We start from the raw sequence: 24,077 nt of genomic DNA on the forward strand, positions 1-24,077 counted from the left end.
CTTTGTACTCCACGGAGCGACAGTGTTTCTGGAACTGGGGATAGCCTTTTTGGGCTGCCTGGTTCTGGCAGCGGCGGTAAAAGTTGGAAATAGCAGACCAAGCTCGCTCGGCACTGGCTTGTCGGGCTTGAGAGTTGAGCTTCTGAGCGAAGGGGAACTCTCTGGCCAAGTCTTTGCAGAGGGAGTACAACGTGGCCCTGTTCACCCCCTGATGATCCATCCAGTGGCGCAGGCACTTGTTGCGCACGAACTGGGCAGTCCGAATGGCCTCATCCAGGGCTTGGTACTGCTGGGCTGTGCCGTTGAGGAGCTTGGCTTCGAGGACGCGCATGGGCCCACTCTAGCGCAGGTTAGCAAGATAAAAGCCGCCCTGGTCGCGTCAGCGGGCCGTAGGCCTTAGGGCGGGGCTTTAGACCCAGTTTTTTGGTAAAGCCAAACTACCCTCCCCAGCAGCTTTTTTCTTAACCGAAAGTTAACCCTAGGCCCAATCTGGAGCCACTGCACCACCGACACCAGCGTTCCGGGAAGGGGCTGTAGAAGCTAGGGCTGCTGCTCCTTTGAAGAGGGAGAGGGGGGATAGAGCAGGGCTTCCAGCTCCTGCAGCGCCTGCTCCAGGTTGTCGTTGACAATCACGTAGTCAAATTCGTCTTGGGCATCCAATTCCTTGCGGGCCTGTTCCAGGCGGCGCTCGATGCTGGCCTCTGAGTCTTGTCCGCGCTCGCGGATGCGACGTTCCAGCTCTTCCAGAGAAGGGGGACAGAGAAAGATGCGAATGGCATCTGGGTACTGTTGCCTCACCTGACGGGCCCCCGCCAGCTCAATTTCCAGCAGCACATCCTGACCCTGATTGAGTTTTTGGAACACGATCTCGCGGGGAGTGCCGTAAAAGTTGCCCGCATACTGTGCCCATTCCAACAGCTCGTTGGCTTCAATCAAGTTGAGAAATTCCTCCCGACTGCGAAAGTAGTAGTTGACGCCTTCCTGTTCGCTGGGGCGGGGGGGGCGGGTGGTGACCGAAACCGAGAGATACAACTCGGGGTGGCGCTGGCGCAACTGGCTGACCAACGTACCTTTGCCCACTCCACTGGGCCCTGTCAAAACCACCAAGCGACCGCGCGGGGTGGGAGCCGGAAGGGATCCCTGCTGCTGCGTACACTCAGAGGAAACCGGGGTAGGAGAGGTTGGCATAGACAGAGACCGACGCAAGACGGCTGGGCAATTGACTTGTTTGGGTTTGTTTTAGGATATCTCACTTCTGGTTTCTCAAACGGCTTACAGCGATGGGCTTTCACTCGGTCTCCTCTGACAAACCGGGCTTGGCCGTCAGGAAGCGGTTGGCAACGGTTTCGGGTTGGATGGCGGAGAGGATGACGTGCCCGGAATCGGTGATAATGACAGCGCGGGTACGACGACCATAGGTAGCATCCACCAACTGGCCCCTCTCGCGGGCATCGCTGATGATGCGTTTGATGGGAGCTGACTCGGGACTGACAATGGCGACCACACGCCCAGCGGCGACGATGTTGCCAAAGCCAATGTTGATTAGGCGGGTATCCATGGGGTGATGAGCGAACCTAACGGCTGTCCGGCCAGCGACCTTCATTAAGGTAGCAAATGGGGCTCTTTCGCGGGTTTGCCACAACGACACCTGAGTTCTCGGCCAATGGGGCAGTGGGTTTCGGCGACAAGTCCCGTTCGGGTGAGCCGCAAAAAGGCTGTGGTCCCATAAAAAGCTGCACCCTCCCAAACAGCCTGCCCTGTTTATCGAGGATGGTAAAATCGCCAACGCCAAGCAACTTCAACAGAACTTTAAGAGAACTTTAAGCCTCAAAGGCGGTAAGTGTGATAGGCAGTTTGAGTGGGCTCGGAAAACAGTAAAGATCGACCCAGCACCCCAAGCTTGAATGGTTCCTCGCCTATGCTTGACCTGACTTGGCTGGATCCCCTTGTCCAACACTTTCAACTGGGGGATCCAAAGCCACCCGAAGCCATCCGAGTGGGCCTCATTCACCAAACCTGGAAACTCATCACCTCTGAGGGATCCTTCATCGCCCAGCGCCTTCATCCCCGATTTGATCCTGCTGTCACCGAAGATGGTCAAGCCATCGGCCAATGGTTGAGACAACACGGCTTCCCCGTCCCCCAATTCCGTCGCGCTCGCGATGGATCCCTGCACTTGGCCTGGGCAGAAGGACTGTGGCGGGTCATGGATTGTCTGCCGGGATCCTGTCACTCAGCCCCTCCCAATTGGGGCTATCTGGAAGAGGCGGGGGCAGCCGTTGGACACCTGCATCGACTCTTGGCCCAGATGGACTATCGTTTTCGCTTCCAGATCCCGCATTTTCACGATACGGCTCACCTTTGGCAACAGCTACGCCAGTATGAGCCGGCCCCAGAAGTGCAGGCAGAATGGCAGTTTTTAATCGAAACTGTGCCCAATCTTCTGCTGCCCTCGGGGATCCCAACTCAAATCATCCATGCCGATCTCAAGTTCAACAACTTTTTGTTCGATGAGCAGGGGCAATTTGTGGGCCTGGTGGATCTGGACACCTTTATGTATCACAATCTCTATGTTGAATTGGGGGATGCCCTGCGCTCCTGGGGCAAACGAGGAAATACCCTTCAGCCAGAGGCGATCCTGGCCGGGTTGCGGGGCTATGCCCAAACCGGGAACTTGCACGCCCTACAACCGGAACTCCTTCTCCAAGGGATCCAACTGATTACCCTGGAATTGGGGATGCGCTTTTTGCAGGATTGGTTTGAAGACGCTTACTGGAATTGGGATCCCCAACGCTACCCCAGCCGCAAGGCCCATAACCTGGCCCGCTGCCAACAGCAAATTTGCCTATATCAAGACCTCACCCAGAGGGTGCCTCAACTGTTGGAGTCCATGCGCGCCCTTTGGTCTCATGAGCCGCAAAAGAGAGATTAACTTATGTTAATTTAGGGGCATCTTCCTCTTTCTTCCCGCGGTCTCTATGAGCATTCAACTTCCCCGCTGGCTAGAGCTGGCCTTGCCCTTCTTTCATCCTGTGCTGATGATTTTGGCGTTTGCGCTGGCCTTGTATGCCCTTTACCTGGGTCTGCAAGCGCGACGGGTGCGCACTGCCTCGGCAGAAGAACGCAAGGAGCTGATCAAAGGGAAGTTTGGTCAGCGGCATTTCCTTGCCGGATCCCTGTTCTTGTTGTTGATGGTGTTCGGAGCCCTGGGCGGCATGGGGGTTACCTACCTGAACAACGGCAAGCTGTTTGTTGGGCCTCACTTGCTGGCCGGGTTGGGCATTGTGGCCTTGGTGGCCAGCTCTGCGGCTCTGGCACCGCTGATGAAAGACGGGCAAAAAGTCTGGGCGCGCAACGTGCATATTCTATTGAACGTGGTGATCCTGGCGATCTTGGGTTGGCAGGCGGTGACCGGCTTCCAGATTGTGCAGCGCATCGTCGACCAAATGCTGACCACACCTCCCCAGGTGGCCTAGCCTCCCTGAAAACCCACTGAACAGGGCTGAGCGCTGTGAGGACTTTGATTCGCGGGTGCAAACCGAGAAGCTCACAGACTCAGTCCTGCCCTTTTCTAAATTCGGGGCTTCGTCATGTCAGAATGGCAAAGCAGGCGCTGCATCCTTCGACTGTAGAAGGGCGCTATCTTGCTGCTGCTACCCAGCTTCAACGCAATGGTTCTTCCCATGTCGGTTAGCCCTCTTCCCAATTGGGTCAAGCGTTCCATCGGCAAAGCCAGCGAGACTTCAGCGGTGCAGCAGGTGATCAAGCAGCGGGGCCTGCACACCATTTGCGAAGAGGGGCGCTGCCCAAACCGAGCCGAGTGCTACAGCCAAAAAACCGCTACATTTCTGTTGATGGGAGGGATCTGCACCCGCGCCTGCTCTTTTTGCCAGGTGGCCAGTGGACGGCCCGCACCGTTGGATCCCGCAGAGCCGGAGAAAGTGGCCGAGGCGGTTGAGCTGCTGGGGCTCAGCTATGTGGTACTCACCTCGGTGGCCCGCGACGATCTGCCCGACCAGGGATCCGGTCGCTTTGTGGAGGTCATCGAGGCAATTCGGCGGCGCTGCCCCGGCACCCAGATCGAGGTGCTCACCCCCGACTTTCGCGGGGATCGCGAGTGCATTGCCCGTGTGGTGGCTGCCCAGCCTGTTTGCTACAACCACAACATCGAAACGGTGCGACGCCTCTCCCAGGCAGTACGGCGCAGCTCCGGCTATGACCTGTCCTTGCGGGTTTTGCGAACGGTCAAGGAGCTGAATCCTGGATTACCCACCAAGTCTGGGCTGATGCTGGGGCATGGGGAGACCCGCGCAGAAGTGCTGGAAACCTTCCGGGATCTGCTGGCGGTGGGATGCGACCGTCTGACCCTGGGGCAATACCTGCAGCCTTCTTTGGCGCATCGCCCTGTGGAACGCTACTGGACTCCGGAGGAGTTTGCCGAGCTGGGCCAGATAGCCCGTCGGATGGGGTTTCGCCAGGTGCGCTCGGGGCCATTGGTGCGCAGCTCCTACCACGCTGCTGAAATGGTTGAGAACTAGGCGAGAAAACCTGGCAGGGAGGTTGTGCGGTCTGATACAGCCGGTCTTCCCTGTTCAATCAAGGCACGCAAGCCCGCTTCCAGGCCGAACGCTCGGGCTGCAAACCGGCTGAGCACCTGTGGCGCCAGGGATCCCAGGCGGTACAAGCTGATCCCCGCTACCAGACCCGGCAAGAGGCCGTTGCCCCAGCCTCCCCACAGCCAGGAACTTACTCCTTCTGCTAGCAGCAGCAAAGCCCCATTGAGCAGCAGCGGTCGCCACAGCCCCTTCCACAAGACCCTCCGGGGCAGGTGCAGCCGGATCTCCAAGCCCAGCAGCCAAAGACCATCCAGCAGCGGGGCCAACAGCAAATCCAACCCCAGCGGAGCTAAGCCCACCCCCATCCCCTTGCCAAGGGCGAAAATCCTGCCCCATTGCTCCACAAAGGGGGCATGGTGCTGCCACTGTTTTTCCAGAATCTGGGCCTGAACCCGGTCCAGCCGCTTCAACACATTCAAAGCCAGGAGGGATCCCGCCTCGGTTTGCAAAATCTGCAGAATTCGCCCCCGCAAGGCTTCAATTTGGGGTGCAGGCCGTTCCCATTCCAAAGTAATGCGGCCATCCGGCCAGTGGGTGCGGACTTTCAGGGGTTTTGGGCAGGCGGCCACGGTCAAAATCTCCTGTGGCGATACCCAGCCTAGGTGGCGGCTGATCTGGGCACAAATGGCCTGCAACTCCGCTTCGGAGTAGAGATCGCACTTGTTCAACACCAGCAGGATGGGTTTGTGCAGGGTGCGCAGCTCCGAGAGAGCTTGGTATTCCAACTGGGTCAGGTCGGTGGCGATGACAAACACGATCAAATCTGCCGAGCGGGCCACGTCCCAGGCCAACTGTTCGCGGGCTTCTCCTTCCACTTCGTTCAAACCCGGAGTATCCACCAGCTTCACTCGCCAAGGGATCCCTGGCTCCGGCTGCCACAGCAGGGATTGGGGCTGCTGAGTGACCCCATTGAGGGGGCCCACCTTCAATCGCTCCTCGCCGGTTAGGGCGTTCAGGACGGCCGACTTGCCACGGTTGACCAGCCCAAACACCGCAATGGAAAACAGCCGCGCGGTGAGGCGCTTGCGCAAAGTGGATAGAGCCCTGAACTCCGGTTGTAAATCCCGACGGCTGGCCAGAGATTGCCAATGATCCCAGCACCTTTGCAAAACGGTTTCGGCTTGGGTCAAGGGAGTGGTCATAGACAGGGGCAATGGACTAACCCTCACTCTAGAGGGAATTGCCCCTCAGGGCTAGCCGTTTCTCCCCCCCCAGCGTGGGGAATCCAAACCCCACAAAATAGGGCATGATCACCCTAGGGTTCCGCCGAATCTCCTATGCTGTACCGCCTTCCCCAATCTCTGAAATGGCTTCGTGTGGGTGGATCCCATCGTTCTAAGCAAGAGCGCCAGATCGTGCGCAGCCTGCTGGCCTTTGCTGGGGCGCTGCTGGTTATGGATGTTGTGCTTCTGAGCGCCCTTCGCTAGTCCAACTTGGCAAGCCCATCGTTAGGTGATTCCGAACAAGTCTAAGTCTGAGGCATTCCTCTAGCACTGCTACAGGCAAGCACTCCCAGCCCCTTGCCCATTATGAGGAGAGGGGATCCCAGAATTGGCAAACAGTTGCACTGCAACTCGAAATAACCCCAACCCGATCAGAGGGTGGGAAGGGTTTTCCAAGTTACCAAGTTGCCTGTCAGGCAACTGTTAATTGACCAGCAAAAGGCTAGCTGGGATCCCTTGTGCTGCGAGGGCAAGCCGCCGGGGATGGGGGCCGGATCGGGAATAATGGAAGCGGCCCCAGCCGGGAGAGCTGGGTTTTCCCCGCGCTGAGGTCGTTGTTTCCCTTCTCTTGAGGCCGGCTATGGTTTTGCAGGAGGCGGCGGGCGTGCCCCGCATCAACGCGCGCGAGTCGGATGTTTTCGACATTTTCAACCTGAAGCATTATCTCGGCCCTAACCCCTATCTCAATACAGCCGCTTTCACCTTCGACTTTGCCCTTACCCAGTGCCCACAGCCGCTGCCCATTGATGTCTACCTGTCCAAGGTCTGCTTCCATTTCCCCCAGTTGCAGGAGGGATCTTATCCTTCCTACGCCCACTTGTTTGCCCGGCTGGTGACGGAGGTGAACCGGTTGCAGATGGATCTCCACTTGCAGAAGTGGAGCTGTCACCTGTTTCCAGAGTATGTGCGCATCGCGGTGCAGACCTTGCATGGCCGTACCACTCGTGCCGCGGTTTATTTTGCTTGGGATTGGCTGGAAGCCATCGCCCAAGGGGAGCCCTTCGACGTTGAAGGGGAGATGCGCCGCCTGCAGCAATTGTTTCGCAACTCGGTGTACGGCGGGCCGACGGTCTATGCCCTCCTGCGGGCTGCTCACGAACGCGGGATCCCTACCTACTACCTATGGGATGAAGGGGTGATGCAGTATGGCTATGGTCGCAACCAGGTGCGAGGGGTGGCCACCACCTTTCACTGCGACAGCCATCTCGACTCTGACTTCACCACCCGCAAAGACGATTGCAAAGCCTTTCTGGCGGCGCAAGGGTTCCCCGTGCCCCAGGGAGAGGTGGTCGCCTCTTTGGCAGAAGCTTTGCAGCAAGCGCAAGAAATCGGCTATCCGGTGGTGCTCAAGCCGGTGGCCGGCCACAAGGGGATAGGGGTAACAGCAGGCATTCAAACCCCAGAAGAACTGGCCTTTGCCTACGAGGTAGCCGTGGCAGCCCTTCCCCCTGAGGAGCCCATCCAGCTGATCCTGGAAAAGCATCTGCAGGGCACCGATTTTCGCCTGTTGTGTGTGGGAGGCCGCTTTGTGGCGGCCACGGAACGACGCCCCGCCTCAGTGACGGGAGATGGCCAAAGCACCATCGGGCAGCTCATCGAGCAGGCCAACCGGGATCCCGTCCGTTGGGATACCCCCACTTCTCCCCTGGGGCCGATCCAATGGGATGAGGCAATGGAGCGCTTTCTGGCAGAGCAAGGCTTGACAGTGGACAGTGTGCTGGAACCGGGGCGGACGGTCTATCTGCGCAAGGTATCCAATCTCTCGGCGGGAGGAGTGAGCCGCGATGTCACGGCCACCGTCCATCCCGACAACGTGGTTTTGGCCCAAACCATTGCCCAGCAGTTCTCGCTGGTGTGCTTGGGCATCGATGTCATTGCCCCCAGCCTGGAGCGCTCCTGGAAGGAGGGATCCCTGGGGATTATCGAGATCAATGCGGCGCCGGGTGTGCTCATGCACCAAAAGCCTGCCATTGGCGCGGGAGTGGATGTGCCGGGGGCGATCCTCGACCATCTGTTTCCCAAGACGGCCCGCATCCCGATTTTGACCTTTAACCGCCTTACCTTGGCGGAGGCGCACACCTTGGTGGAGCATATTTTGTCCCACCGCCCCAACGCATGTGTGGGATCCGTCTGTCGGGAGGGTGTGCTGCTGAACCACAGCTTTAGACCCCTGCAGGGCAGCCTCTTTCGCCAGGTGAAAACCCTGCTGCGCCATCCCCAACTGGATCTGCTTTTGGCGGAAGCCGACGAAGAGACCCTGGAGCGGGAGGGCTTGGCCTACGAAGGCAGCGATCTGGTGGTGCTGCGGGATCCCTCCGATCAAGAGCTGCAAACCCTGAAACGGGATCTCAACCCCGGCGGCGCCCTCTTCCTGCAGCGGGGATCCACCCTAACTTTGACGGTGGCGGGCCAGGCGGAGCGATTTGAATTGCCGGGGACAGACCTTCAGATGGGGATCCTGCTGCGCTCCATGACCCTGCGGATCATCTGCAGAACCATTAGCCAGATGCTGAAGAACTGGTCTGGCTGAGGGGTTTTGGATTTTCTTCAGATTCTTGTAAAAGGGTAGGCAAAACAAGGGATCCCTGCTGGGGAAAAAGGCCGGCCAGCCAGTCAGCTCTACACCCCTCGGTAAAGAAGCGCTATCATAGAAGTCCGTCGAATAAACTCCCTTCGTAAAACCTCGCGAGGCAGATCGGATGGATTGGGTAGAAAAGGTGCTGGAAAAGATCCGGGAATGGGTGGAACGTGTGATCGACACCCTGCTGGGGAACCCCCAGCCTCAACCTGCTCCCATTCCGGTAGAAGATGGATCCCATCGTCGTCGTTAATCCGACTGCCATTGCCCCCGGCGGCGAGCCTCTCAGCCTCTTGGTACTGCATGGCCCCAACCTCAACCTGCTGGGGGTGCGAGAGGTGGGCATCTACGGCTCAGTATCCCTAGAGCAGATCGATCAGGCTCTGCATCGGCAGGCAGAAATGCTAGGGGCGAAGCTGGAGATTCTCCAGTCCAACCACGAGGGGGTGCTCATCGATGCCATTCACCGCGCCCGCCAGCAGCATGTCGGCATTCTGATCAACCCCGGCGCCTATACCCACACCAGCATCGCCCTTCGGGATGCCATTGCAGCCGTAGGATTGCCCACTGTGGAAGTACACCTAAGCAACATCCATCGCCGCGAGCCCTTCCGCCAGCACTCTTACATCGCCGCCGTAGCGATTGGGCAAATCAGTGGTTTTGGGGCGCAAAGCTACCTGTTGGGGCTACAGGCTCTGGTGCAACACCTGCGCCTGCAATCTGTGTAGGATCTGTGTAGGTGCCCTCAGCTCTCCAGGAACTCCTGCACGGCTGTGCGAATAAAAGCTTCATCCTTGGGGTTTTGATGAGGATTACCGGCCCGGTGCCCCCAAATGGAGGGGATGATCTTGTAAACCGCGTTCGGGATCCATTCTGCCTCAGCCCGACAATCTTCTGGGGTGAAATACAAATCCGTCTGGGCGGGCATCACCAATGTTTGGGCCTGGATTGCCCTTAAAGCTGCCCGATAATCTCCCCGGTGAATGGGGTTGTCGCTGATATCGCAGCGAATCCAGGTTTCGATCATCGATAGCAGATTCTGGGGATCCCGGCGGCGGTAATTGGCCTCCCAACCTCGCTCTAGATAATCTTCGAGGGAGGTATACCCCAAGGATTCATAGCATTTTTGGTTGAAAAAAGGCTGGGAAACAGCCCAACTGGCGTAGATGTGGGCAAAAGCTCGCAGACCCCGCTCTGGGACACCCGTAAATCGACGACCGTTCCAGGCGGGATCGGCAGTTAGGGCTGAGCGCAAACTCTCCAGAAAAACCCGATTGTGAACTGTGGTCTTGGCGGTGCCACAGAGGGCTACGATCCGTTCCACCCGCTCAGGAAACAGGGATCCCCAGTGATAGGCTTGCTGAGCCCCCATCGACCAGCCGTAGATCAGGCGGATGCGTTCGATCCCAAAGTGTTGGCGAATCAGGCTCTCCTGCAGGCGCACATTGTCCCAGTGGCTAAACCAGAAGCCATCTTCCCGCAAGCCACAGGCTGGATCGTTGCTGGGGGAAGTGGAAAGGCCATTGCCCAGCATATTGGGAATGAGGATAAACCACCGCTGCGGGTTGAGGATGCCGTCGGGACGAATCAGCCACTCCAGGTCGGGATGCTGAGCCCCATAGGAGGTGGGGTAGAGGATCAGGTTGTCTTTTCGGGGGGAAAGAGTCCCGTAGGTGGCGTAGGCGAGCGTGATTTGGGGCAGTTGGATCCCACACTGTAGCTGAAAATCGTTCAGGCTCCAGGTGTAGTGAGTCATGCCTGAAATTGTTCAATCACCTGACGATGAACCCGCACATACCCCTGCCCTAGATGAGCCAGATGGGGCTTGAGGTATTGATGGGCATCGGCCAAAGCATGAAATGGAATGGAGGGGTAAAGGTGATGCTCAGCATGGTAAGGCATATTCCACATCAAAAAGCGGATTGGCCAAAGGGTAAGGGTGGTACGGGTATTGGAGAAGGGATCCTCGGTTTGGCTACAGCCTGTGTGCTCTGCCAGCAAAATGAAGCGCAAGATCGGCTGCCCTACCGCCAAAGGCAACAGCCACAGCCACACTATCCAGGGATCCCCCAGCAGAAGGGAGAGCAAGCTCCCAAGGCCGTAGACCCCTAGCTGCAACCGCACCGAACGAATGACCTCTTGGCGGGCCGATTCAGGAATGTAGGGATAGCCTTGCAACTGGCCGCTGGCTATGCGGATGTAGGTCTTCACCTTGCCGATCCACCAAGTCAAGCCGCTCAGCTCGAGCAAATACTCCGGCCAGCTCTGGGGTTTGGGATCCTCCAGCTCCGGATCCTTGCCCGGAATCTGGGTATAGCGGTGGTGCCATTTGTGGTATCGGCGATAAAAAGTGCTGTTGTAAAATGAGAGCAAGCCCGCCACCCAGGCTACCCCGTCATTCAGTTTTGGGCTGGCAAAAGCGGTGCGGTGTACACATTCGTGCAAAGCAGCAAACATCGTCGCCAAACTGGCCCCGTAAACCACCAGCGCCGGCAGGGCAATCCAGCCATTGACACCTTTCTGGGTCACCCACAGGCTGCCACTCACCGCCATCACCGCCAAATGTCCCAAAAGCTGCCGGAGCCCGGCTGAATTGGAGCGGACATTCAGTTGTCTGAGGCGCTCGCTCGGGATCAACCGTTGCGGATCCGGCAAAATCGGTGTTGTCTCGACAGCCATAGCCTGTTCTTGTGAGCTACGAAAATGGATAGAAGTTATCCAATATCAAACCGAGGCCAGACCTTTCCGCCTGTGTCCAAGACAACAAAACCCTGGACCAAACTCCTAACCATGACTGCGGGGATCCGGCTGATTGGGGAGGATAGGCCCGCTCCGCTCCAGCGCAGACACTGGCCCGGCATTGGTCAACTGCAGGGGCTGTCCGGTTGCCAGAGCCAACACATTGGCCCGCAAAATCGGCGGCGGCTGTTCGCCAATCGCCGATCCCAGCACTTCTCCCTGCCGATCCAAAAACAGAAAATGGGGGATGCCGTTCACCCGGTAGCGGCTCAGTTCTGGCAGCCACTTGGGATTATCCACATTGAGCATGACAAAGTTGACTTGATCGGCAAATTCCTGTTTCAGGCTGGCCAGGAGGGGTGCCATGGCACGACAGGTGCTGCACCAATCGGCATAAAACTCCACCAAAGAAGGTTTGCCATTGGCCTGAGCTTGCTCCCAAGGTATGGCCTCTTGGGCTAGAGCCTCTAAGTTGCTGCCCGCCTGACGCCCTTGGTTAGCCAAAAACAGTCCTGCTGCCAAGAGCACAGCTACTGCGGCAATCAACCCGTTGCGCAACCGTTTTGCCCAGTCTTCCTTCATCTTTCCTCACCTTGCTAGGCGCTGGATCTGACCTCAGCCCTCGCCTTCACTGTTTTAGCATCCCACCCTGTCCCACCGGTTCCGGCCAGAACCGGGTCTATGCCATCCCACGATCTTGGGCCGGGATCCCGGCTGGAGAAGAGGGCCAGGTGAGCGATAATGGGTGCGGCGTTTGCACCGATGGCTCAGCGATGCGCATCTCCTTGAAGTGGCTGCGAGAACTGGTGGATTTCCAACTTTCACCCGAAGAACTGGGAGAGGCCCTCACCCTGGCGGGGTTTGAAGTGGAAGAGATCGAAGACCGCCGCACCTGGGCAGATGGGGTGGTTTTGGGCAGGATCCTGGCTGCCGAGCCTCACCCCAACGCCGACAAGCTGCAGGTTTGCCAGGTGGACTTGGGATCCAATCGGCCTGCCACCATTGTCTGTGGAGCTGCCAACGCCCGCCCTGGGATCCTGGTAGCAGTGGCCACGCCCGGCACCCATTTGCCCGCCCTCTCCCTCACCATTGCCAAAGCCGACAAGCGGGGGGTGATCTCGGAGGGCATGATCTGCTCTCTGGCAGAGCTGGGGCTGGAGAAATCTTCCGAAGGGATCCACGAATTCCCGCCCGACTTGGATCTGGAGGTTCATCCGCTTGGCTCTGATGTGCGCCCCCTTCTAGGCTTGGACGATGTGGTGCTGGATCTCACTTCCACCGCCAACCGGGCCGATGCCCTGAGCATGGTGGGGATCGCCCGCGAAGTGGCTGCCCTCACCCGCAACCCGCTGCGCCTGCCCCTCGTCCAGCCTCTCCAAACCAAGCCCATCCCCAACTTTCAGTTGCGCATTGCCGACGCCAAAGCCTGCCCCGCCTACAGTGGCGTGTTGATCGAGGGGGTGAAAGTCGGCCCTTCCCCCGACTGGCTAAAACACCGACTGGCCGCCGCCGGGATGCGCTCCATCAACAACGTAGTGGATGTTACCAACCTGATCCTGCTGGAATGGGGCCAGCCCTTGCACGCCTTCGACTGGGATCGCCTGCTCCAGGTCATGGGCAAGAAGAAACCCACCATCGAGGTGCGCTTTGCCCAGCCGGGAGAAACCTTAAAGACCTTGGACGGCCAAACCCGCACCTTGCAAGCCGATAGCCATCTCATTGTGGCCGGCAGCCAACCGGTAGCCCTGGCCGGGGTCATGGGAGGGGAAGAAACCGAAGTCAGCTCGACCACCACCCGCATTTTCTTGGAAGCAGCCGTATTCGATCCGGCGGTGACGCGGCGCTCGGCCCGGTCTCAAGGTCTGCGTACCGAGGCTTCGACTCGCTATGAGCGAGGGGTTAACTTTGCCACCCTCGATCAGGCCCGAGATCGGGCGGTGCAGTTGATCCTGGAACTGGCAGGGGGAGCAGTAACCGGCCTTACCACCTTTGACCGGCGGCCCCCCCTGGAACGCACCCTGAAATTGCGGCTGTCGCGGCTGATCGATGTGTTGGGGGACGAGGTGCAGGCGGCGGATGTGGAGGAGATCCTATCTGCCTTGGGCTTTCAGCTCTCCCGTTGCGAAGGGGCCAATTCCCAGAGTGCCCTCTCCCCCGCTACCGAGACGGCAACCGTGGCCAGCTGCGTTTGGCAGGTCGTCGTTCCCCCCTATCGCCTGCGGGACATTGAGCGGGAGATCGACCTCATCGAGGAGTTTGCCCGTCTCTACGGCTATGACCGCTTCTCAGAAACCCTACCCACCGAGCCGCAGGTGGGATCCCTTTCGGCGCGGGAAACATTCACCCGCCAGATCCGAGAAGTGCTGCGGGGCATTGGCCTGACGGAGGTGTATCACATCTCCCTCTGCCCAGCGGAGGAGGATGGATCTTTGGTGAGGATTGCCAATCCACTTTCGCCTGAATATTCAGCCGTGCGCAATGCGCTACTTCCCGGCCTGGTGGAGGCCTTCCGCTTCAACTGGGATCAAGGCAACGGCCCGCTCCAAGCCTTTGAAATCGGTCGTGTTTTTGCCCATGCCCTTCCCCCCAACCCCCACCCTTACCGGGAAGCTGAGCATATCGGCGGTATCTTGGGCGGGGATCCCAATCCCCACGATTGGCAGCACCGCAACCGACCCATGGACTGGTTCGAGGCCAAGGGACTGCTGGTCTCTGCCCTGGAGCGGCTGGGATTTGGCCCGGAGTTTCGTCTGGATCCCCCTGAAGAGCAATCGCCGCTGCTGCACCCCGGTCGCCAGGCCGGCCTGTGGCTCGAGGGATCCCGCATCGGTTTGTTCGGGCAACTGCACCCCCGCCTCTGTCAGGAAAAGGGGCTGCCAGATCAGGTGTATGGCTTTGAGTTGCAGTTGGATCCCTTGCTGGAAAGCCTGGAGAGACGGGGCATTGTGCAATTTGTCCCCTTTTCGCCTTTTCCCGCTGCCGATCGGGATATCGCCTTCTTTGCGCCGCTCGACCTCTCCGTTGGCGAGATCGAGAAGGTTATCCGTCAAGCGGGCGGAGCACTTCTCCAATCGGTGCAGCTTTTCGACGAGTACCGTGGTCAAGGCGTACCTGCAGGGCAGCGCAGCCTTGCCTTCCGCCTGGTGTACCGTGCTCCCGATCGCACCCTCACGGATGCGGAGGTAGAAGCTCTGCAAAACCAGGTGAGGGTGCAGTTGACAACACAATTTCCGGTTACCTTGCGCAGCTAGCCGACCACTTTACCCCAGCCGCGGCGGGCTGCGCTTCTCTGGCAGCATCTTCATCAGCAGTTTGGCCCGGCGTTGCTTGCTTCTGTGCCGGACGAATGGCTAGGACGGTTGGTGGGGGTGTCGGGAGATCTGATCCAACGTTGCCGTCGAGAAATGAGGATCCCCGCTGGCGCTTTGGGCTGCAGAGAGCAAGATTGAGACGGGGGGAGCCCAAGAGAGAAACTCGAGCGCTTGTTTCACCAAAAGACAAGCTGCTGCCGCCTCAACCCCAGCAAAAGGACGGCAAAACACTTGGTCAAAGGAATTGGTGGCTTTCCGGCTGCAACACTATCTCGCTCGGTACAGCACCAGCGGGCGCTGTAAGGGCAAAGCAGATGGCTTCCGCAGCCGTGGCAGGGCTGAGCATCTTGTCTCGTTGCACCTTCAGGCTGATGGGATCCCAGAAGGGTGAGTCGATGCCCCCGAAGTAAAACAGCGTAAATCTGACTCCAAAGCGCTTCAGCTCATCGGCCATGCACTTGCTAAACCCGACCACCCCAAACTTGGCCGCACAGTAAGCAGAGGCCATCGCCATGGGATAACGTCCAAGGACGCCGGGGAAATTGAGGATGTGGCCGGATTTTTGCTCCCGCATGGGGTTGGCAGCCAGTTGGCTGGTGTAGAAGCTGCCCTTCAGGTTGACCGCTATCATCCGCTCCAGGTCTGCGGGGGTTAGCTGGGGAGCAGGCTTCAGGATCCCGGCCCCGGCCAGGTTAATCAGCACGTCAATGCGCCCATGCGTTTGCACCGTTTGGTTGACCAGGGCCTCTACCTGGGCATAGTCCGTCACATCGGTAGGGATCCCCACTCCAGAGGCAGCCCCCAAAGAGGCTGATTTCTCCACCAGAGTTCGCAGAGGCTCCTCTCGCCGAGCGGCCAAGACCAGATGGGATCCAGCCTGAGCCAGCATGGGCACAAGGGCACTGCCGATACCCCCTGTTGCCCCTGTGATGAGAATGACCGCCTGCGATAGTGGAGAAGACACGTTACGTTTCTTAAACTCTCTTTCCCATCATACACAGGGATCCCGACAAGCCAGTCACAGCCCCACTGGATCCCTCGACAGAGGTCATCTGAGCGGTGGAGAAGACAGGAAAGGCTGGTACAGCCACAACCCACTGAACCCCAGGGTTAGGAGAGTGAGGGGCAGGCCAAAGCGCAGATGTTCCCCAAACGAAAGCACATAGCCTTTTTTGGCCGCTGCCTCAACCGTGATCAGATTGGCCACCGCCCCAAATAGAGTCAAATTGCCCGCCAAAGTGGAGCCGGCAGCCAGCAACAACCAAGCGGTAGTCTCCTGCCGAGGGAGCAACGATTGCAGCAACAGCACCGCCGGCACATTGGAGATGATGTTGGACAAAACGGCCACACTGCTCAGCAGGGCAAGAGGGGATCCCGCCAGACTCTCTGCCAAGGATCCCAAGCCCATCCCCCAAACAGTGACCAGCTCTCGCGTTGCCCGCGTTAGGATGAACAGCCCGGAAAACATCACCAGCAGATTCCAGTCCACCTGCCCCAAAAATCGCTCCGGCTTCAGCCTGCGGGTAATCAACAACAGGGCTGCCGCCACCAAGGCCGATTCTGCCAAGGGAAGTCCGGCTACAAAGGCCACAAACAGCCCCCCCGTAATCACCACGCTCTTGCGCAACAGGGGCGGATAGAGCCGCAGCGGCAGCCAAGGCACCCGAGCAAAGGGTTTCAACGAGCGCACCTCAGGGTAGTACAGCCACAGCAACCCCACTTCCAGCAGCAGCCCCACCACAGCAATGGGGGTCATCTGGGCAGCAAACTCCAGATAGCCGATCCCAGAGAAGGAGCCGATCAGGATATTCTGCGGGTTGCCGCTCAGGGTGGCGACGGATCCCAGGTTGGTGGCTGCCGCCAAGCCCAGCAGATAGGGAATCGGGTTTAACCCCAACACCGTTGTGACTTGCAAAGTTAGGGGGGTGAATACCAGCGCCAGCGTGTCGTTGAGCAAAAAAGCCGAGAGCAGCCCGCTGCCGAACACCAGCATGATCAACAGGCCAAAGGGGCTGCGGCTCACCCGAATCAAGCCCAGCAAAGCCAACTGAAAAGCCCCCCCATAAGACAAGCTGGCGTTCACCACCATCATGCTCAGGAGAAACACAATCGTGGTTGGGTCAATGGCTTCCCAAGCCTGCCGTAGCGACAAGGCCCCCAAGCCAATCAACAGGGCGGATCCCACCAGGGCGATGGTGGCCCGGTTCATACGCAGCCTGGGCAGGGATCCCAGTCCCAGCCCGACATAGCTCAAACCCAACACCAACCAAGACAGCCCCTGCACCCCCCGATCCCTCCCGCACTTCTTTCAGGATCCCTGATGGGTTCAGCCAATGGCAAAGGCTGGAGTTGAAACAGGCCCAACATTCCCGATACTCAATGAAGTCACAAATAAGTCACAAGAACCAATCATGGTCAGAAACCTTTCGGGATAGTCCAAAAGCTCCGCTGGATCAGCGCGTTCGCCTCGGCAAGCTGCAGGCTGAGCAGAGGTGGGGAGAATATCCAAGGTTCGGCCATCGTTCGTAGGATAATGGGAGCCCGTAGGCACTAACCCGCAAACATTGAGTTACCCGCCGTTCACTGAGGAGTTGTCCCCTTGGTCAAAGAACGCGTAGAGGTGATCGTCCCGGCCACCACCGCCAATTTGGGGCCAGGGTTCGACTGCATCGGTGCAGCCCTAGAGCTCTACAATCACTTCTATTTTCGCGAGATCCCTTCTGGCCTCAGCATCCACTACCGCGGCAGCGACCACATTAGCCAGAGCAAGGACAACCTGGTGTACCGGGCTTTTTGCCGCGCCTTTGAGCTGCTGAGTAAGCCTGTGCCGGGGGTAGAAATCGAAATCACCCTCAACGTGCCGCTGGCGCGGGGGTTGGGCAGTTCTGCTACCGCCATTGTCGGCGGCTTGCTGGGGGCCAATGCCATTGGGGCGCTTAACTTAGCTCCCGAAACCCTCCTACAACTGGCCATTGCCCTAGAAGGCCATCCAGACAATGTGGTGCCCGCCTTGCAGGGCAGTTGTCAGCTTTGTGTGCAGGGACAGCAGGGGCAGTGGGTGTTCTGTCCGGTGGAGTGGCATGAGAGCATTGGCATCCTGGCTGTGGTGCCCAACTTTAAGCTTTCCACCCAAGCGGCCCGCGAGATCCTGCCCAAATCCGTCAGCTTGGCGGATGCAGTTTTTTCCAGCAGCCATCTGGGCCTACTCATCCGCAGCCTGCAGTCGGGGCGGGTGGACTGGCTGAAGGTGGCCCTGCAGGATCGGCTGCACCAGCCGGCGCGTATGGAGCTGATCACCGGGTTCAAAACGGTTCAAGCTGCAGCCATGGCTGCCGGAGCCTATGGAGTGGTGATCAGCGGAGCCGGGCCTACCCTTTTGGCCCTCTGTGCTCCCGAGAATCGGGAACGGGTGGGATCCGCGATGGTCAGCGCTTGGGCGCAGTTGGATATTGAAGCGGAGGCCAAACTGCTCAACCTGGACCGGCAGGGAGGACGGGTGGTGATCCACTCCCAGCCGTCTGGATAGGAAACTCCCTCTCCAATCGGGGAGCTACCCTGCTGCCGGGAAGCCGTCTTGCAGCAGCAACACCAAAGGCGGAAGAAATAGCCAAGCCGCCACCATCAAGGATGCCGCTGCCGCCATCAACACGGCTGCTGCCGCGCAATCTTTGGCGATCTCGGCCAGGAGATGGTACTTGCTGCCCAGGGTGAGATCCACCACTGCTTCCAGAGCGGTATTCACCAGCTCCAGCGCCATCACCAAACCGCTGGTTAGGCTAATCACGGCCATTTCCAGGGCGCTCAGCTGTAGGCCCAGCCCAAGGCCAAAGGCCATCACCGCCATCACCATGTGAATGCGCAAGTTGCGCTGGGTGCGGATGGCATAGACCAAGCCCTTGCCCGCGTAGTAGAAACTTTTGCCCAAGTTGTCAGCCACTTGCCAAGAGGGGGGGCGTCGCCAGGGATCCATCCCCGAAGGCTCGGCAGTTGCTGCGGGATCGGCCTCAGAGATAGGCGCTGGGTCTACACCGATGGGCCCGGAATGGACGCGCCGCCGGAACACCGCCAGGCGAGAACGCTCCGGCAACCGACTAGGGCTGTTGGCCATGGGCCACCTCCCCATCCAGTTGGATGGCTGCGAGCAACTGTCGCTGTTGCTGCAACATGCGCTGCAGGGACAGTTCATCCGGGTGATCCCACCCCAGCAGATGGAGCAACCCGTGGCTGGCCAACCAGGCCAACTCTTGCGAAAGACGATGCCCCTGCGCCTTGGCTTGTGCGCGGGCGGTGGGCACCGAAATCACAATATCCCCCAGCAGGCGTACCCCCGTTACGTCTTGGATCTCAAAGGGGGCAAACATCTCCTGCGCGGCAAAGGCCAACACATCGGTGGGCTCGTCGAGATGGCGAAACTCGCGGTTGAGCTGGCGGATGTGTTCATCGGAAGTGAGGCAAAGGCTGAGCTCGCATGGCTCCTGTACTCCCAGCTCTTTCAGCCAGATCTCGAACCAATGACGCCAAGTGGCTTCTTCAACCGGGCTGGGGATGTTGAATTGCAGATAGAGATCTAAAAATCCATCCATGCGGGCCTCACTCACACCACGCCCCTTATTCTACTGGTTTGCCCAGATTGGGCCAGGTTTTGCTTCTTTGCTCTGCCAGCTGTTTCAGCGCCTGTCGTAGTCGATTCTCCAGCTCATGGCAGCCCGAATGCAAATCCTCTGGCGGGAACAGATCTCCGGCAACGCCGACCGCCCAGGCCCCTGCTTGCAGGTATTCCGCTGCCCCGGCCAAGGTGACTCCCCCTGTGGGGATCAACGGCAGGGATCCCAGCACCGATTGTAGATGGCGCAGGTAGCGGGATCCCCCCATGCTCTCCACCGGAAACACCTTCACTGCCGTTGCCCCCGCCTGCCACGCCCTCCAGATCTCGCCGGGGGTGAGGGCACCGGGCACGATGGGCAGCCCTACTTCCCGACCCCAACGGATGACTTGCTCATCGGTGAAGGGGCAAACGCAAAACTGGGCTCCTGCCTGCCAAGCCTGCTCCGCCATCTGTCGATTGAGAACAGTGCCCACCCCTATCCAACACTGCGGGTGGTCTTGCCGCAGTTGGGCAATCAACTCCAGGTATTGGGGAACTTGCGTGGTGATTTCAATGTGGCGGATCCCGGCCCGGATGGCCAGCATGGATCCCTCTAGGGCCTGGGCTGGGCTGGCACAGAGGCGGATCACCGCGATCAGCGGCTGCTGCCACAGATGGAGTAGCCAGGGGTGCTGTGACCCTTTCCCGAAACCGCACTCAAAATCCTCGAATACCATCTGTGGGGAAATACCCTCTCATCGGTTTCTCATCTTTGCCAGATGTTGAGGTCGCTGTCGCTCGCCGGTGGGTTGGGCTGCCCACCATCAGACCCATGAGATCCAAAGGTTAGTACGAGCCTAACAGCGGTGTGGTTATTTCAAACAGGTTTGAGACAGTTCCCGGTTGCCCCTCGCCCCTAACCCTTCTTTCCCTGGGAGAGGAAAGTCAAAACAAAGAAACGAATAGTTTCACTGCTCCTGAGAGTGACGCCGCTGTGTCGCTAGGGTCTTTTTCTTATGTCCTGTCGCTTCTTTCTATTTCTTGTCAAGCAGCCATAACCGGCAATAGCCAGCTCAGGCTCGATCAGATCCGTGGGGATCTTTGTATCCTTAGGGTCGATGGGTCGGTTGCAGAGGGTGTGAGGAGTGACGAGTCTGAGTCGTGGGGCACGCAGACTGAAAGTGTGGGTGATGCTTGGATTGCTCACCCTCTTGCTGTTGGGGGGACTGGGGGGGGTTGCCCCGTCTCAGGCGCAGAATGTCAACCAATTGCAACAGCGGCAGCAGCAGATCCAGCAACAAATCCAGAGCACTCAGCGCCGCTTGGGAGAACTGCGCCAAGCAGAAGAAGAAGCCCGCCGCCGCATGGGATCCCTGCAGCAAAACATTCGACAGACCGAATCCAGCCTTCGCGACAATCAGTATCGTCTGGAACAAGCCCAGAAAGCCCTGGAGCAAGCTCAAAAGGAGCTACAGGAGCTGGAAGACCGCCTGAGACGGCAGCAACAGGGCACGGCTGCCCGTTTGCGCTACATGCAGCGACAGGGGGCCGAACATTGGTGGGCTTTGCTGCTCACCAGCCGTGACTTGAACGAGTTTTTCGACCGCCGCCACCAACTGCAACTGTTGATCGAGGCGGATCGGCAGTTGATCCAAGAGCTGCAAGCAATGGCCAAAGAGGTGGATCAACAGCGCATTGCCCTGGAGATGCAGCGCAACGAGATTTCCTTGATTTTGCAGGAGCTGGCCGCCCAGAAGAATCAACTGCAGCAGCAGGCTGCCGCCCAAGAGCAACTGGTGGGCCGCTTGGCCAACGAACGCGCGGCCTATGAAGCAGCCCAACGGCGGCTGGAAGCCGATTCCCAACAGTTGACTCTCCTCATCCAGCAACTGATCGCCCAGCAGGCCCAACAGCAGGGGGGCAGGGATCCCGTTCAAGGGACAGGCCGATTCATTGCTCCGGTGCGCGGGCCGATCACCAGCGGCTTTGGCTGGCGGGTTCACCCCCTCTACCGCAGTCGCCGCTTTCATGCGGGGATCGATTTTGGTGTGCCCACCGGCACCGCAGTCAGAGCTTCAGACCGGGGCACCGTCATCTACGCCGGTTGGTACGGCGGCTATGGCTACACGGTGATTGTGAATCACGGGGGCGGCATCACCACCCTGTACGCCCACAACAGCCGCGTTGCCGTTGGGGTAGGCCAGCAGGTACAGCGGGGGCAAGCAATTGCTGCTTCCGGCTCCACCGGCCTCTCCACCGGGCCCCATGTTCACTTTGAAGTGCGCGTCAACGGCCAACCGGTCGATCCCCGCCGCTACCTCTGAAGCAAAGCCTCCGCCGCCACCGGCCTCAGGGATCCCGCCTGCAATGTCCACCGCACATCGGCAATGGAGGACAGCTCCTCCGGGTCGTGGGAAACCACCAGCACCGTCCAGGTGGACTTTAGCCGAGCCAACAGCTCGATCAACTGCCGTCGCACCGACCAATCCAATCCTGCCGTCGGCTCATCCAGCAACAGCAAAAACGGGCCACGGATCAACTGGACGGCCAGGGCCAAGCGCCGCTGTTGCCCGCCGCTGAGGCGGTTTGGGGAGGTATGTAGAGGGATCCCTTCCAATCCCACCTGTCTGAGGGCGTTTTCGATCTCTTTTCTCTGTAGCTCTGGATAACCAAAGCGCATTTCCTCCAGCACCGTCAAGCCGCAAAAGTGGCGCTCTGGAAACTGAAACACCAACCCCGCCATGCTGCGCAAGCGGTTGGGGGAAAGTTCTGCCCCTCCCCAGGTAATCCGTCCTTGAGTGGGCCGCGCCAAGCCAGCCAAAATCTCCAGCAGGGTGCTCTTGCCCGCCCCACTTTTGCCCACGATCAGCCCCAACTGGTTCAGGCCCAACTCAAAGGAGAGATCGTTGAGAATGGGCTGGGAAACGCCTGCCGGATGGTAGGAAAGATGCTGAACTTGCAACATGAGGGGCAAAAGAGGGGGATGCTGTCGTTATTTTGGCACCGGAAGATCCCCGCGCGACAGCTATGGCCCTTCTTCAGCAGGAAGGTCGAAGCTTGGGAAACACCTCTATCCGGAGGAGCAGATTAAGCTAGCCTAAAGGTAGGGTAAATTATCGCTCTGGTTATCCTGATGGCGCAGCCTTCTTCTGCAGATTCTCCTTCGGTTGGGGCGGGATCCTCCCCGCAGGTGAGCTATACCCGCCTGGCTATGCGCAACATGGTGCGCAAAGGCAGAACCTCCCTGCTGCACTTCACCCTGACGGCAGTGGGGTTAGTGGCCTTGCTGGTGGGGCTGGCCTACCTGTTTCAGTAAACTACCCGACCCTAACTGCTTCGCAGTACAGGGCGGGCTTTCGGTAGCCCTGCAGTTAGCAAGCCAACCACGGGCCTCTGGGGTGGTTTACAACACCCCCAATCGACCGTTACCAGTGCCTTAAACAACCGTTTCTGGTGTCCGCAGTATAGTTATAACCTGGGTTCCGCGAGAATGTCCTGGCAATACCCTCCCGCGGTTGTTCCTGGGGCGGAAGAGGCACACCTTGGGAAGTCTTTCATTACGTTCAATGTCTCTCCTTAAGTTTTTCCCAAGATTAGGTGTTAGGAAGGAACAAGCAGCAATGGCTCCTACGGTTGGACCTACGGTCCGCTTCCGCGAACGAGCGCACGGCAATCCCGGCTGCTGAAACGCCAACCTTTGGCTTTAATGCTACGCATCGCTAACGCGACTGGATTTTGGCCTATGCAGACTTCGCCAGATCTCACCTCCGCTCGTTCTGTCATTCGCCTGCTGTTGTTTGCCAAGAGTCGAGCTGTCGTTGCCGAACTTGAGGAACATCTGCGCCAGCACATCCAGGGGTTGCCCGGTCAATACCCTGCCCAACTGGAAGTGGTGCCACTGGAGGAGCACCCCTACCTAGCAGAGCATTACAAGCTGGTGGCGACTCCGGCTCTGGTCAAGGCTGAGCCCTTGCCTGCTCAGGTTTTGGCGGGCGGAGACTTGGCGACGCAGTTGGAAGTGTGGTGGCCCCGTTGGCAAGGCCAAGCGGCTTTGGCCGCCCATCAAGAAGGAGCAGGACGGGATCCCGCCTCCCCTCCGACCACCGAGGCGCTGTTGCAAATGTCGGAAGAGGTGTTTTTGCTGCGGCAGGAGCGGGCCCAATTGCGGGAGCAGTTGGACTTCAAAGATCGCGTTCTGGCCATGCTGGTGCATGATTTGCGCAGCCCCCTGACGGCCACGGCTCTGGCGGTCGAAACCCTGCAGCAGGGGCGGGAGGGATCCCTGGACAAAGCCCTGGAGCGGCAGTTGTTCGATCACGCCCGCCAGCAACTGCGCAAGATGGACAGCATGATCACCGATATCCTGGAGTCGGCCCGCGGCGCTGCCTCGGAGCTGAGAATTCGAGCCGTAGAAACCCAGTTGCCCACTCTGTGTCAGTCGGTGATCGAGGAGCTGTGGCCGCGCATTCAAGGCAAGCGGCTGCAGTTTCAAGCGGATATTCCTGTGGATCTGCCCTCCGTTCACGTGGATCCCGACAAGATCCGCCAAGTTCTGTTCAACCTGCTGGACAACGCCATCAAGTACACCCCCGCCGGGGGATCCATCCGCCTCGATGTCCTCCATCGCACCAGCCAAAAGGTGCAGGTGACCGTCAGCGATACTGGCCCTGGGATCCCGGAAGCCGACCAAGAGAGCATCTTCTCCGATTCCGTCCGCCTGTCCCGGGATCAGCAGCAGGAGGGCTATGGCATCGGCCTTTCCCTCTGCCGACGGATTGTGCGTGCCCACTACGGCCAGATTTGGGTGGAGTCTTCCTTGGGCAAAGGCAGCAGCTTTCATTTCACTTTGCCTGTATATCGGCTCTGCAAGCGCTAGCCGAGAGCTGGCTCCCCAGTGGTGCAAGCCCTCAGAGACTGACGGTTTTCCAGCATCAAGGAGTTGCCAACAGCCGCCAGAATAGGCACGTACGGAGTCCTGGGTTTACTGCTCGCGCTGCGTGACGCTTCCGCGTTGGAGCGGTTCCG

Annotated in this window: 24 protein-coding genes and 1 pseudogene; 12 read left to right on the forward strand and 13 right to left on the reverse strand. The window is 59.0% G+C overall.

Annotated features, from left to right (window positions below; translation table 11 throughout):
• The 3 genes and pseudogenes from ACVWZ1_RS07975 to remA form a co-directional block, all read right to left on the reverse strand.
• Positions 1-331 (reverse strand): annotated as a pseudogene (locus tag ACVWZ1_RS07975) (RNA-guided endonuclease TnpB family protein); the annotation flags it as partial.
• A gap of 209 nt (positions 332-540) precedes the next feature.
• Positions 541-1,188, reverse strand: a complete 648-nt coding sequence (gene gmk / locus ACVWZ1_RS07980) for a guanylate kinase (protein WP_457384671.1) — start codon at positions 1,186-1,188, stop codon at positions 541-543.
• A 100-nt stretch (positions 1,189-1,288) separates the two neighbouring features.
• Entirely contained in the window at positions 1,289-1,558 is a 270-nt protein-coding gene (gene remA, locus ACVWZ1_RS07985) for an extracellular matrix/biofilm regulator RemA (protein ID WP_414342982.1), read from the reverse strand.
• Between the two features lie 360 nt (positions 1,559-1,918).
• Between remA and ACVWZ1_RS07990 the strand changes: the two genes are divergently transcribed.
• The 3 genes from ACVWZ1_RS07990 (at position 1,919) to lipA (ending at position 4,538) form a co-directional block, all read left to right on the forward strand.
• A complete protein-coding gene (locus ACVWZ1_RS07990; RefSeq protein WP_457503070.1) occupies positions 1,919-2,932 on the forward strand; it encodes a phosphotransferase enzyme family protein in 1,014 nt (337 codons plus the stop codon).
• A gap of 46 nt (positions 2,933-2,978) precedes the next feature.
• Complete coding sequence (locus ACVWZ1_RS07995) at positions 2,979-3,476, forward strand: DUF4079 domain-containing protein (RefSeq protein ID WP_414355504.1); 498 nt, start codon at positions 2,979-2,981, stop codon at positions 3,474-3,476.
• Between the two features lie 207 nt (positions 3,477-3,683).
• Positions 3,684-4,538 carry a lipoyl synthase gene (gene lipA, locus ACVWZ1_RS08000; protein WP_414355503.1) on the forward strand — a complete coding sequence of 285 codons (855 nt, stop codon included), beginning with the start codon at positions 3,684-3,686 and terminating at the stop codon, positions 4,536-4,538.
• On the opposite strand, the gene ACVWZ1_RS08005 is transcribed toward lipA, so the two are convergent.
• On the reverse strand, positions 4,535-5,758 hold the full coding sequence (locus ACVWZ1_RS08005; protein ID WP_457466862.1) for an Era-like GTP-binding protein: 1,224 nt from the start codon (positions 5,756-5,758) through the stop codon (positions 4,535-4,537). The genes lipA and ACVWZ1_RS08005 overlap by 4 nt on opposite strands.
• Positions 5,759-5,893: 135 nt before the next feature.
• Between ACVWZ1_RS08005 and ACVWZ1_RS08010 the strand changes: the two genes are divergently transcribed.
• The 4 genes from ACVWZ1_RS08010 (at position 5,894) to aroQ (ending at position 9,145) form a co-directional block, all read left to right on the forward strand.
• Entirely contained in the window at positions 5,894-6,043 is a 150-nt protein-coding gene (locus ACVWZ1_RS08010; protein WP_011429585.1) for a hypothetical protein, read from the forward strand.
• 376 nt (positions 6,044-6,419) lie between these two features.
• Positions 6,420-8,369 carry an acetate--CoA ligase family protein gene (locus ACVWZ1_RS08015; protein ID WP_457503071.1) on the forward strand — a complete coding sequence of 650 codons (1,950 nt, stop codon included), beginning with the start codon at positions 6,420-6,422 and terminating at the stop codon, positions 8,367-8,369.
• Between the two features lie 169 nt (positions 8,370-8,538).
• The gene (locus ACVWZ1_RS08020; protein WP_011434447.1) at positions 8,539-8,670 is read left to right on the forward strand and encodes a hypothetical protein; all 132 of its coding nucleotides are present in this window, start codon (positions 8,539-8,541) and stop codon (positions 8,668-8,670) included.
• Positions 8,648-9,145, forward strand: coding sequence for a type II 3-dehydroquinate dehydratase (gene aroQ, locus ACVWZ1_RS08025; protein WP_414344089.1), 498 nt, complete (start codon positions 8,648-8,650; stop codon positions 9,143-9,145). The genes ACVWZ1_RS08020 and aroQ overlap by 23 nt, the downstream gene beginning before the upstream one ends.
• Before the next feature lie 17 nt (positions 9,146-9,162).
• On the opposite strand, the gene ACVWZ1_RS08030 is transcribed toward aroQ, so the two are convergent.
• The 3 genes from ACVWZ1_RS08030 to ACVWZ1_RS08040 all read right to left on the reverse strand — a co-directional run bounded on the left by ACVWZ1_RS08030 (position 9,163) and on the right by ACVWZ1_RS08040 (position 11,738).
• The gene (locus tag ACVWZ1_RS08030; RefSeq protein WP_457503072.1) at positions 9,163-10,173 is read right to left on the reverse strand and encodes an alpha/beta fold hydrolase; all 1,011 of its coding nucleotides are present in this window, start codon (positions 10,171-10,173) and stop codon (positions 9,163-9,165) included.
• Positions 10,170-11,096 carry a fatty acid desaturase family protein gene (locus tag ACVWZ1_RS08035; protein WP_414399867.1) on the reverse strand — a complete coding sequence of 309 codons (927 nt, stop codon included), beginning with the start codon at positions 11,094-11,096 and terminating at the stop codon, positions 10,170-10,172. Before ACVWZ1_RS08035 ends, ACVWZ1_RS08030 begins: the two co-directional genes overlap by 4 nt.
• Before the next feature lie 105 nt (positions 11,097-11,201).
• Positions 11,202-11,738: a thioredoxin domain-containing protein gene (locus ACVWZ1_RS08040; protein WP_457503073.1), complete on the reverse strand. Its 537-nt coding sequence runs from the start codon at positions 11,736-11,738 to the stop codon at positions 11,202-11,204.
• Positions 11,739-11,929: 191 nt separating this feature from the next.
• Here ACVWZ1_RS08040 and pheT point away from each other — a divergent pair, with 191 nt between their 5' ends.
• On the forward strand, positions 11,930-14,407 hold the full coding sequence (gene pheT, locus ACVWZ1_RS08045) for a phenylalanine--tRNA ligase subunit beta (RefSeq protein WP_457503091.1): 2,478 nt from the start codon (positions 11,930-11,932) through the stop codon (positions 14,405-14,407).
• A 295-nt stretch (positions 14,408-14,702) separates the two neighbouring features.
• On the opposite strand, the gene ACVWZ1_RS08050 is transcribed toward pheT, so the two are convergent.
• Positions 14,703-15,431: an SDR family oxidoreductase gene (locus tag ACVWZ1_RS08050; protein WP_457503074.1), complete on the reverse strand. Its 729-nt coding sequence runs from the start codon at positions 15,429-15,431 to the stop codon at positions 14,703-14,705.
• Between the two features lie 84 nt (positions 15,432-15,515).
• Complete coding sequence (locus ACVWZ1_RS08055; protein ID WP_457503075.1) at positions 15,516-16,751, reverse strand: anion transporter; 1,236 nt, start codon at positions 16,749-16,751, stop codon at positions 15,516-15,518.
• Positions 16,752-17,066: 315 nt separating this feature from the next.
• Here ACVWZ1_RS08055 and thrB point away from each other — a divergent pair, with 315 nt between their 5' ends.
• Positions 17,067-17,993 carry a homoserine kinase gene (gene thrB / locus ACVWZ1_RS08060; RefSeq protein WP_011433497.1) on the forward strand — a complete coding sequence of 309 codons (927 nt, stop codon included), beginning with the start codon at positions 17,067-17,069 and terminating at the stop codon, positions 17,991-17,993.
• A 24-nt stretch (positions 17,994-18,017) separates the two neighbouring features.
• On the opposite strand, the gene ACVWZ1_RS08065 is transcribed toward thrB, so the two are convergent.
• Genes ACVWZ1_RS08065 through eda form a run of 3 tightly spaced genes read right to left on the reverse strand, consistent with a single transcriptional unit; the run spans position 18,018 to position 19,789 of the window.
• Positions 18,018-18,575 carry a diacylglycerol kinase family protein gene (locus tag ACVWZ1_RS08065; RefSeq protein ID WP_457503076.1) on the reverse strand — a complete coding sequence of 186 codons (558 nt, stop codon included), beginning with the start codon at positions 18,573-18,575 and terminating at the stop codon, positions 18,018-18,020.
• Positions 18,559-19,050 (reverse strand): rRNA maturation RNase YbeY, encoded by a 492-nt coding sequence (gene ybeY / locus ACVWZ1_RS08070; RefSeq protein WP_414352127.1) that lies wholly within the window; start codon positions 19,048-19,050, stop codon positions 18,559-18,561. The genes ACVWZ1_RS08065 and ybeY overlap by 17 nt, the downstream gene beginning before the upstream one ends.
• A gap of 25 nt (positions 19,051-19,075) precedes the next feature.
• The gene (eda, locus tag ACVWZ1_RS08075; protein ID WP_414409478.1) at positions 19,076-19,789 is read right to left on the reverse strand and encodes a bifunctional 4-hydroxy-2-oxoglutarate aldolase/2-dehydro-3-deoxy-phosphogluconate aldolase; all 714 of its coding nucleotides are present in this window, start codon (positions 19,787-19,789) and stop codon (positions 19,076-19,078) included.
• Between the two features lie 408 nt (positions 19,790-20,197).
• Here eda and ACVWZ1_RS08080 point away from each other — a divergent pair, with 408 nt between their 5' ends.
• Positions 20,198-21,376 carry a murein hydrolase activator EnvC family protein gene (locus tag ACVWZ1_RS08080; RefSeq protein WP_457503078.1) on the forward strand — a complete coding sequence of 393 codons (1,179 nt, stop codon included), beginning with the start codon at positions 20,198-20,200 and terminating at the stop codon, positions 21,374-21,376.
• Here ACVWZ1_RS08080 and ACVWZ1_RS08085 read toward each other — a convergent pair.
• On the reverse strand, positions 21,367-22,017 hold the full coding sequence (locus ACVWZ1_RS08085) for an ABC transporter ATP-binding protein (RefSeq protein ID WP_414374439.1): 651 nt from the start codon (positions 22,015-22,017) through the stop codon (positions 21,367-21,369). The genes ACVWZ1_RS08080 and ACVWZ1_RS08085 overlap by 10 nt on opposite strands.
• Before the next feature lie 168 nt (positions 22,018-22,185).
• Between ACVWZ1_RS08085 and ACVWZ1_RS08090 the strand changes: the two genes are divergently transcribed.
• Together ACVWZ1_RS08090 and ACVWZ1_RS08095 are read left to right on the forward strand one after the other, a co-directional pair.
• Positions 22,186-22,368 carry a DUF3285 domain-containing protein gene (locus ACVWZ1_RS08090; RefSeq protein ID WP_457466856.1) on the forward strand — a complete coding sequence of 61 codons (183 nt, stop codon included), beginning with the start codon at positions 22,186-22,188 and terminating at the stop codon, positions 22,366-22,368.
• A gap of 426 nt (positions 22,369-22,794) precedes the next feature.
• A complete protein-coding gene (locus ACVWZ1_RS08095; RefSeq protein ID WP_457503079.1) occupies positions 22,795-23,928 on the forward strand; it encodes a histidine kinase in 1,134 nt (377 codons plus the stop codon).
• The last annotated feature ends 149 nt before the right edge of the window (positions 23,929-24,077 follow it).

This window comes from Thermostichus sp. MS-CIW-25 (assembly GCF_054060015.1).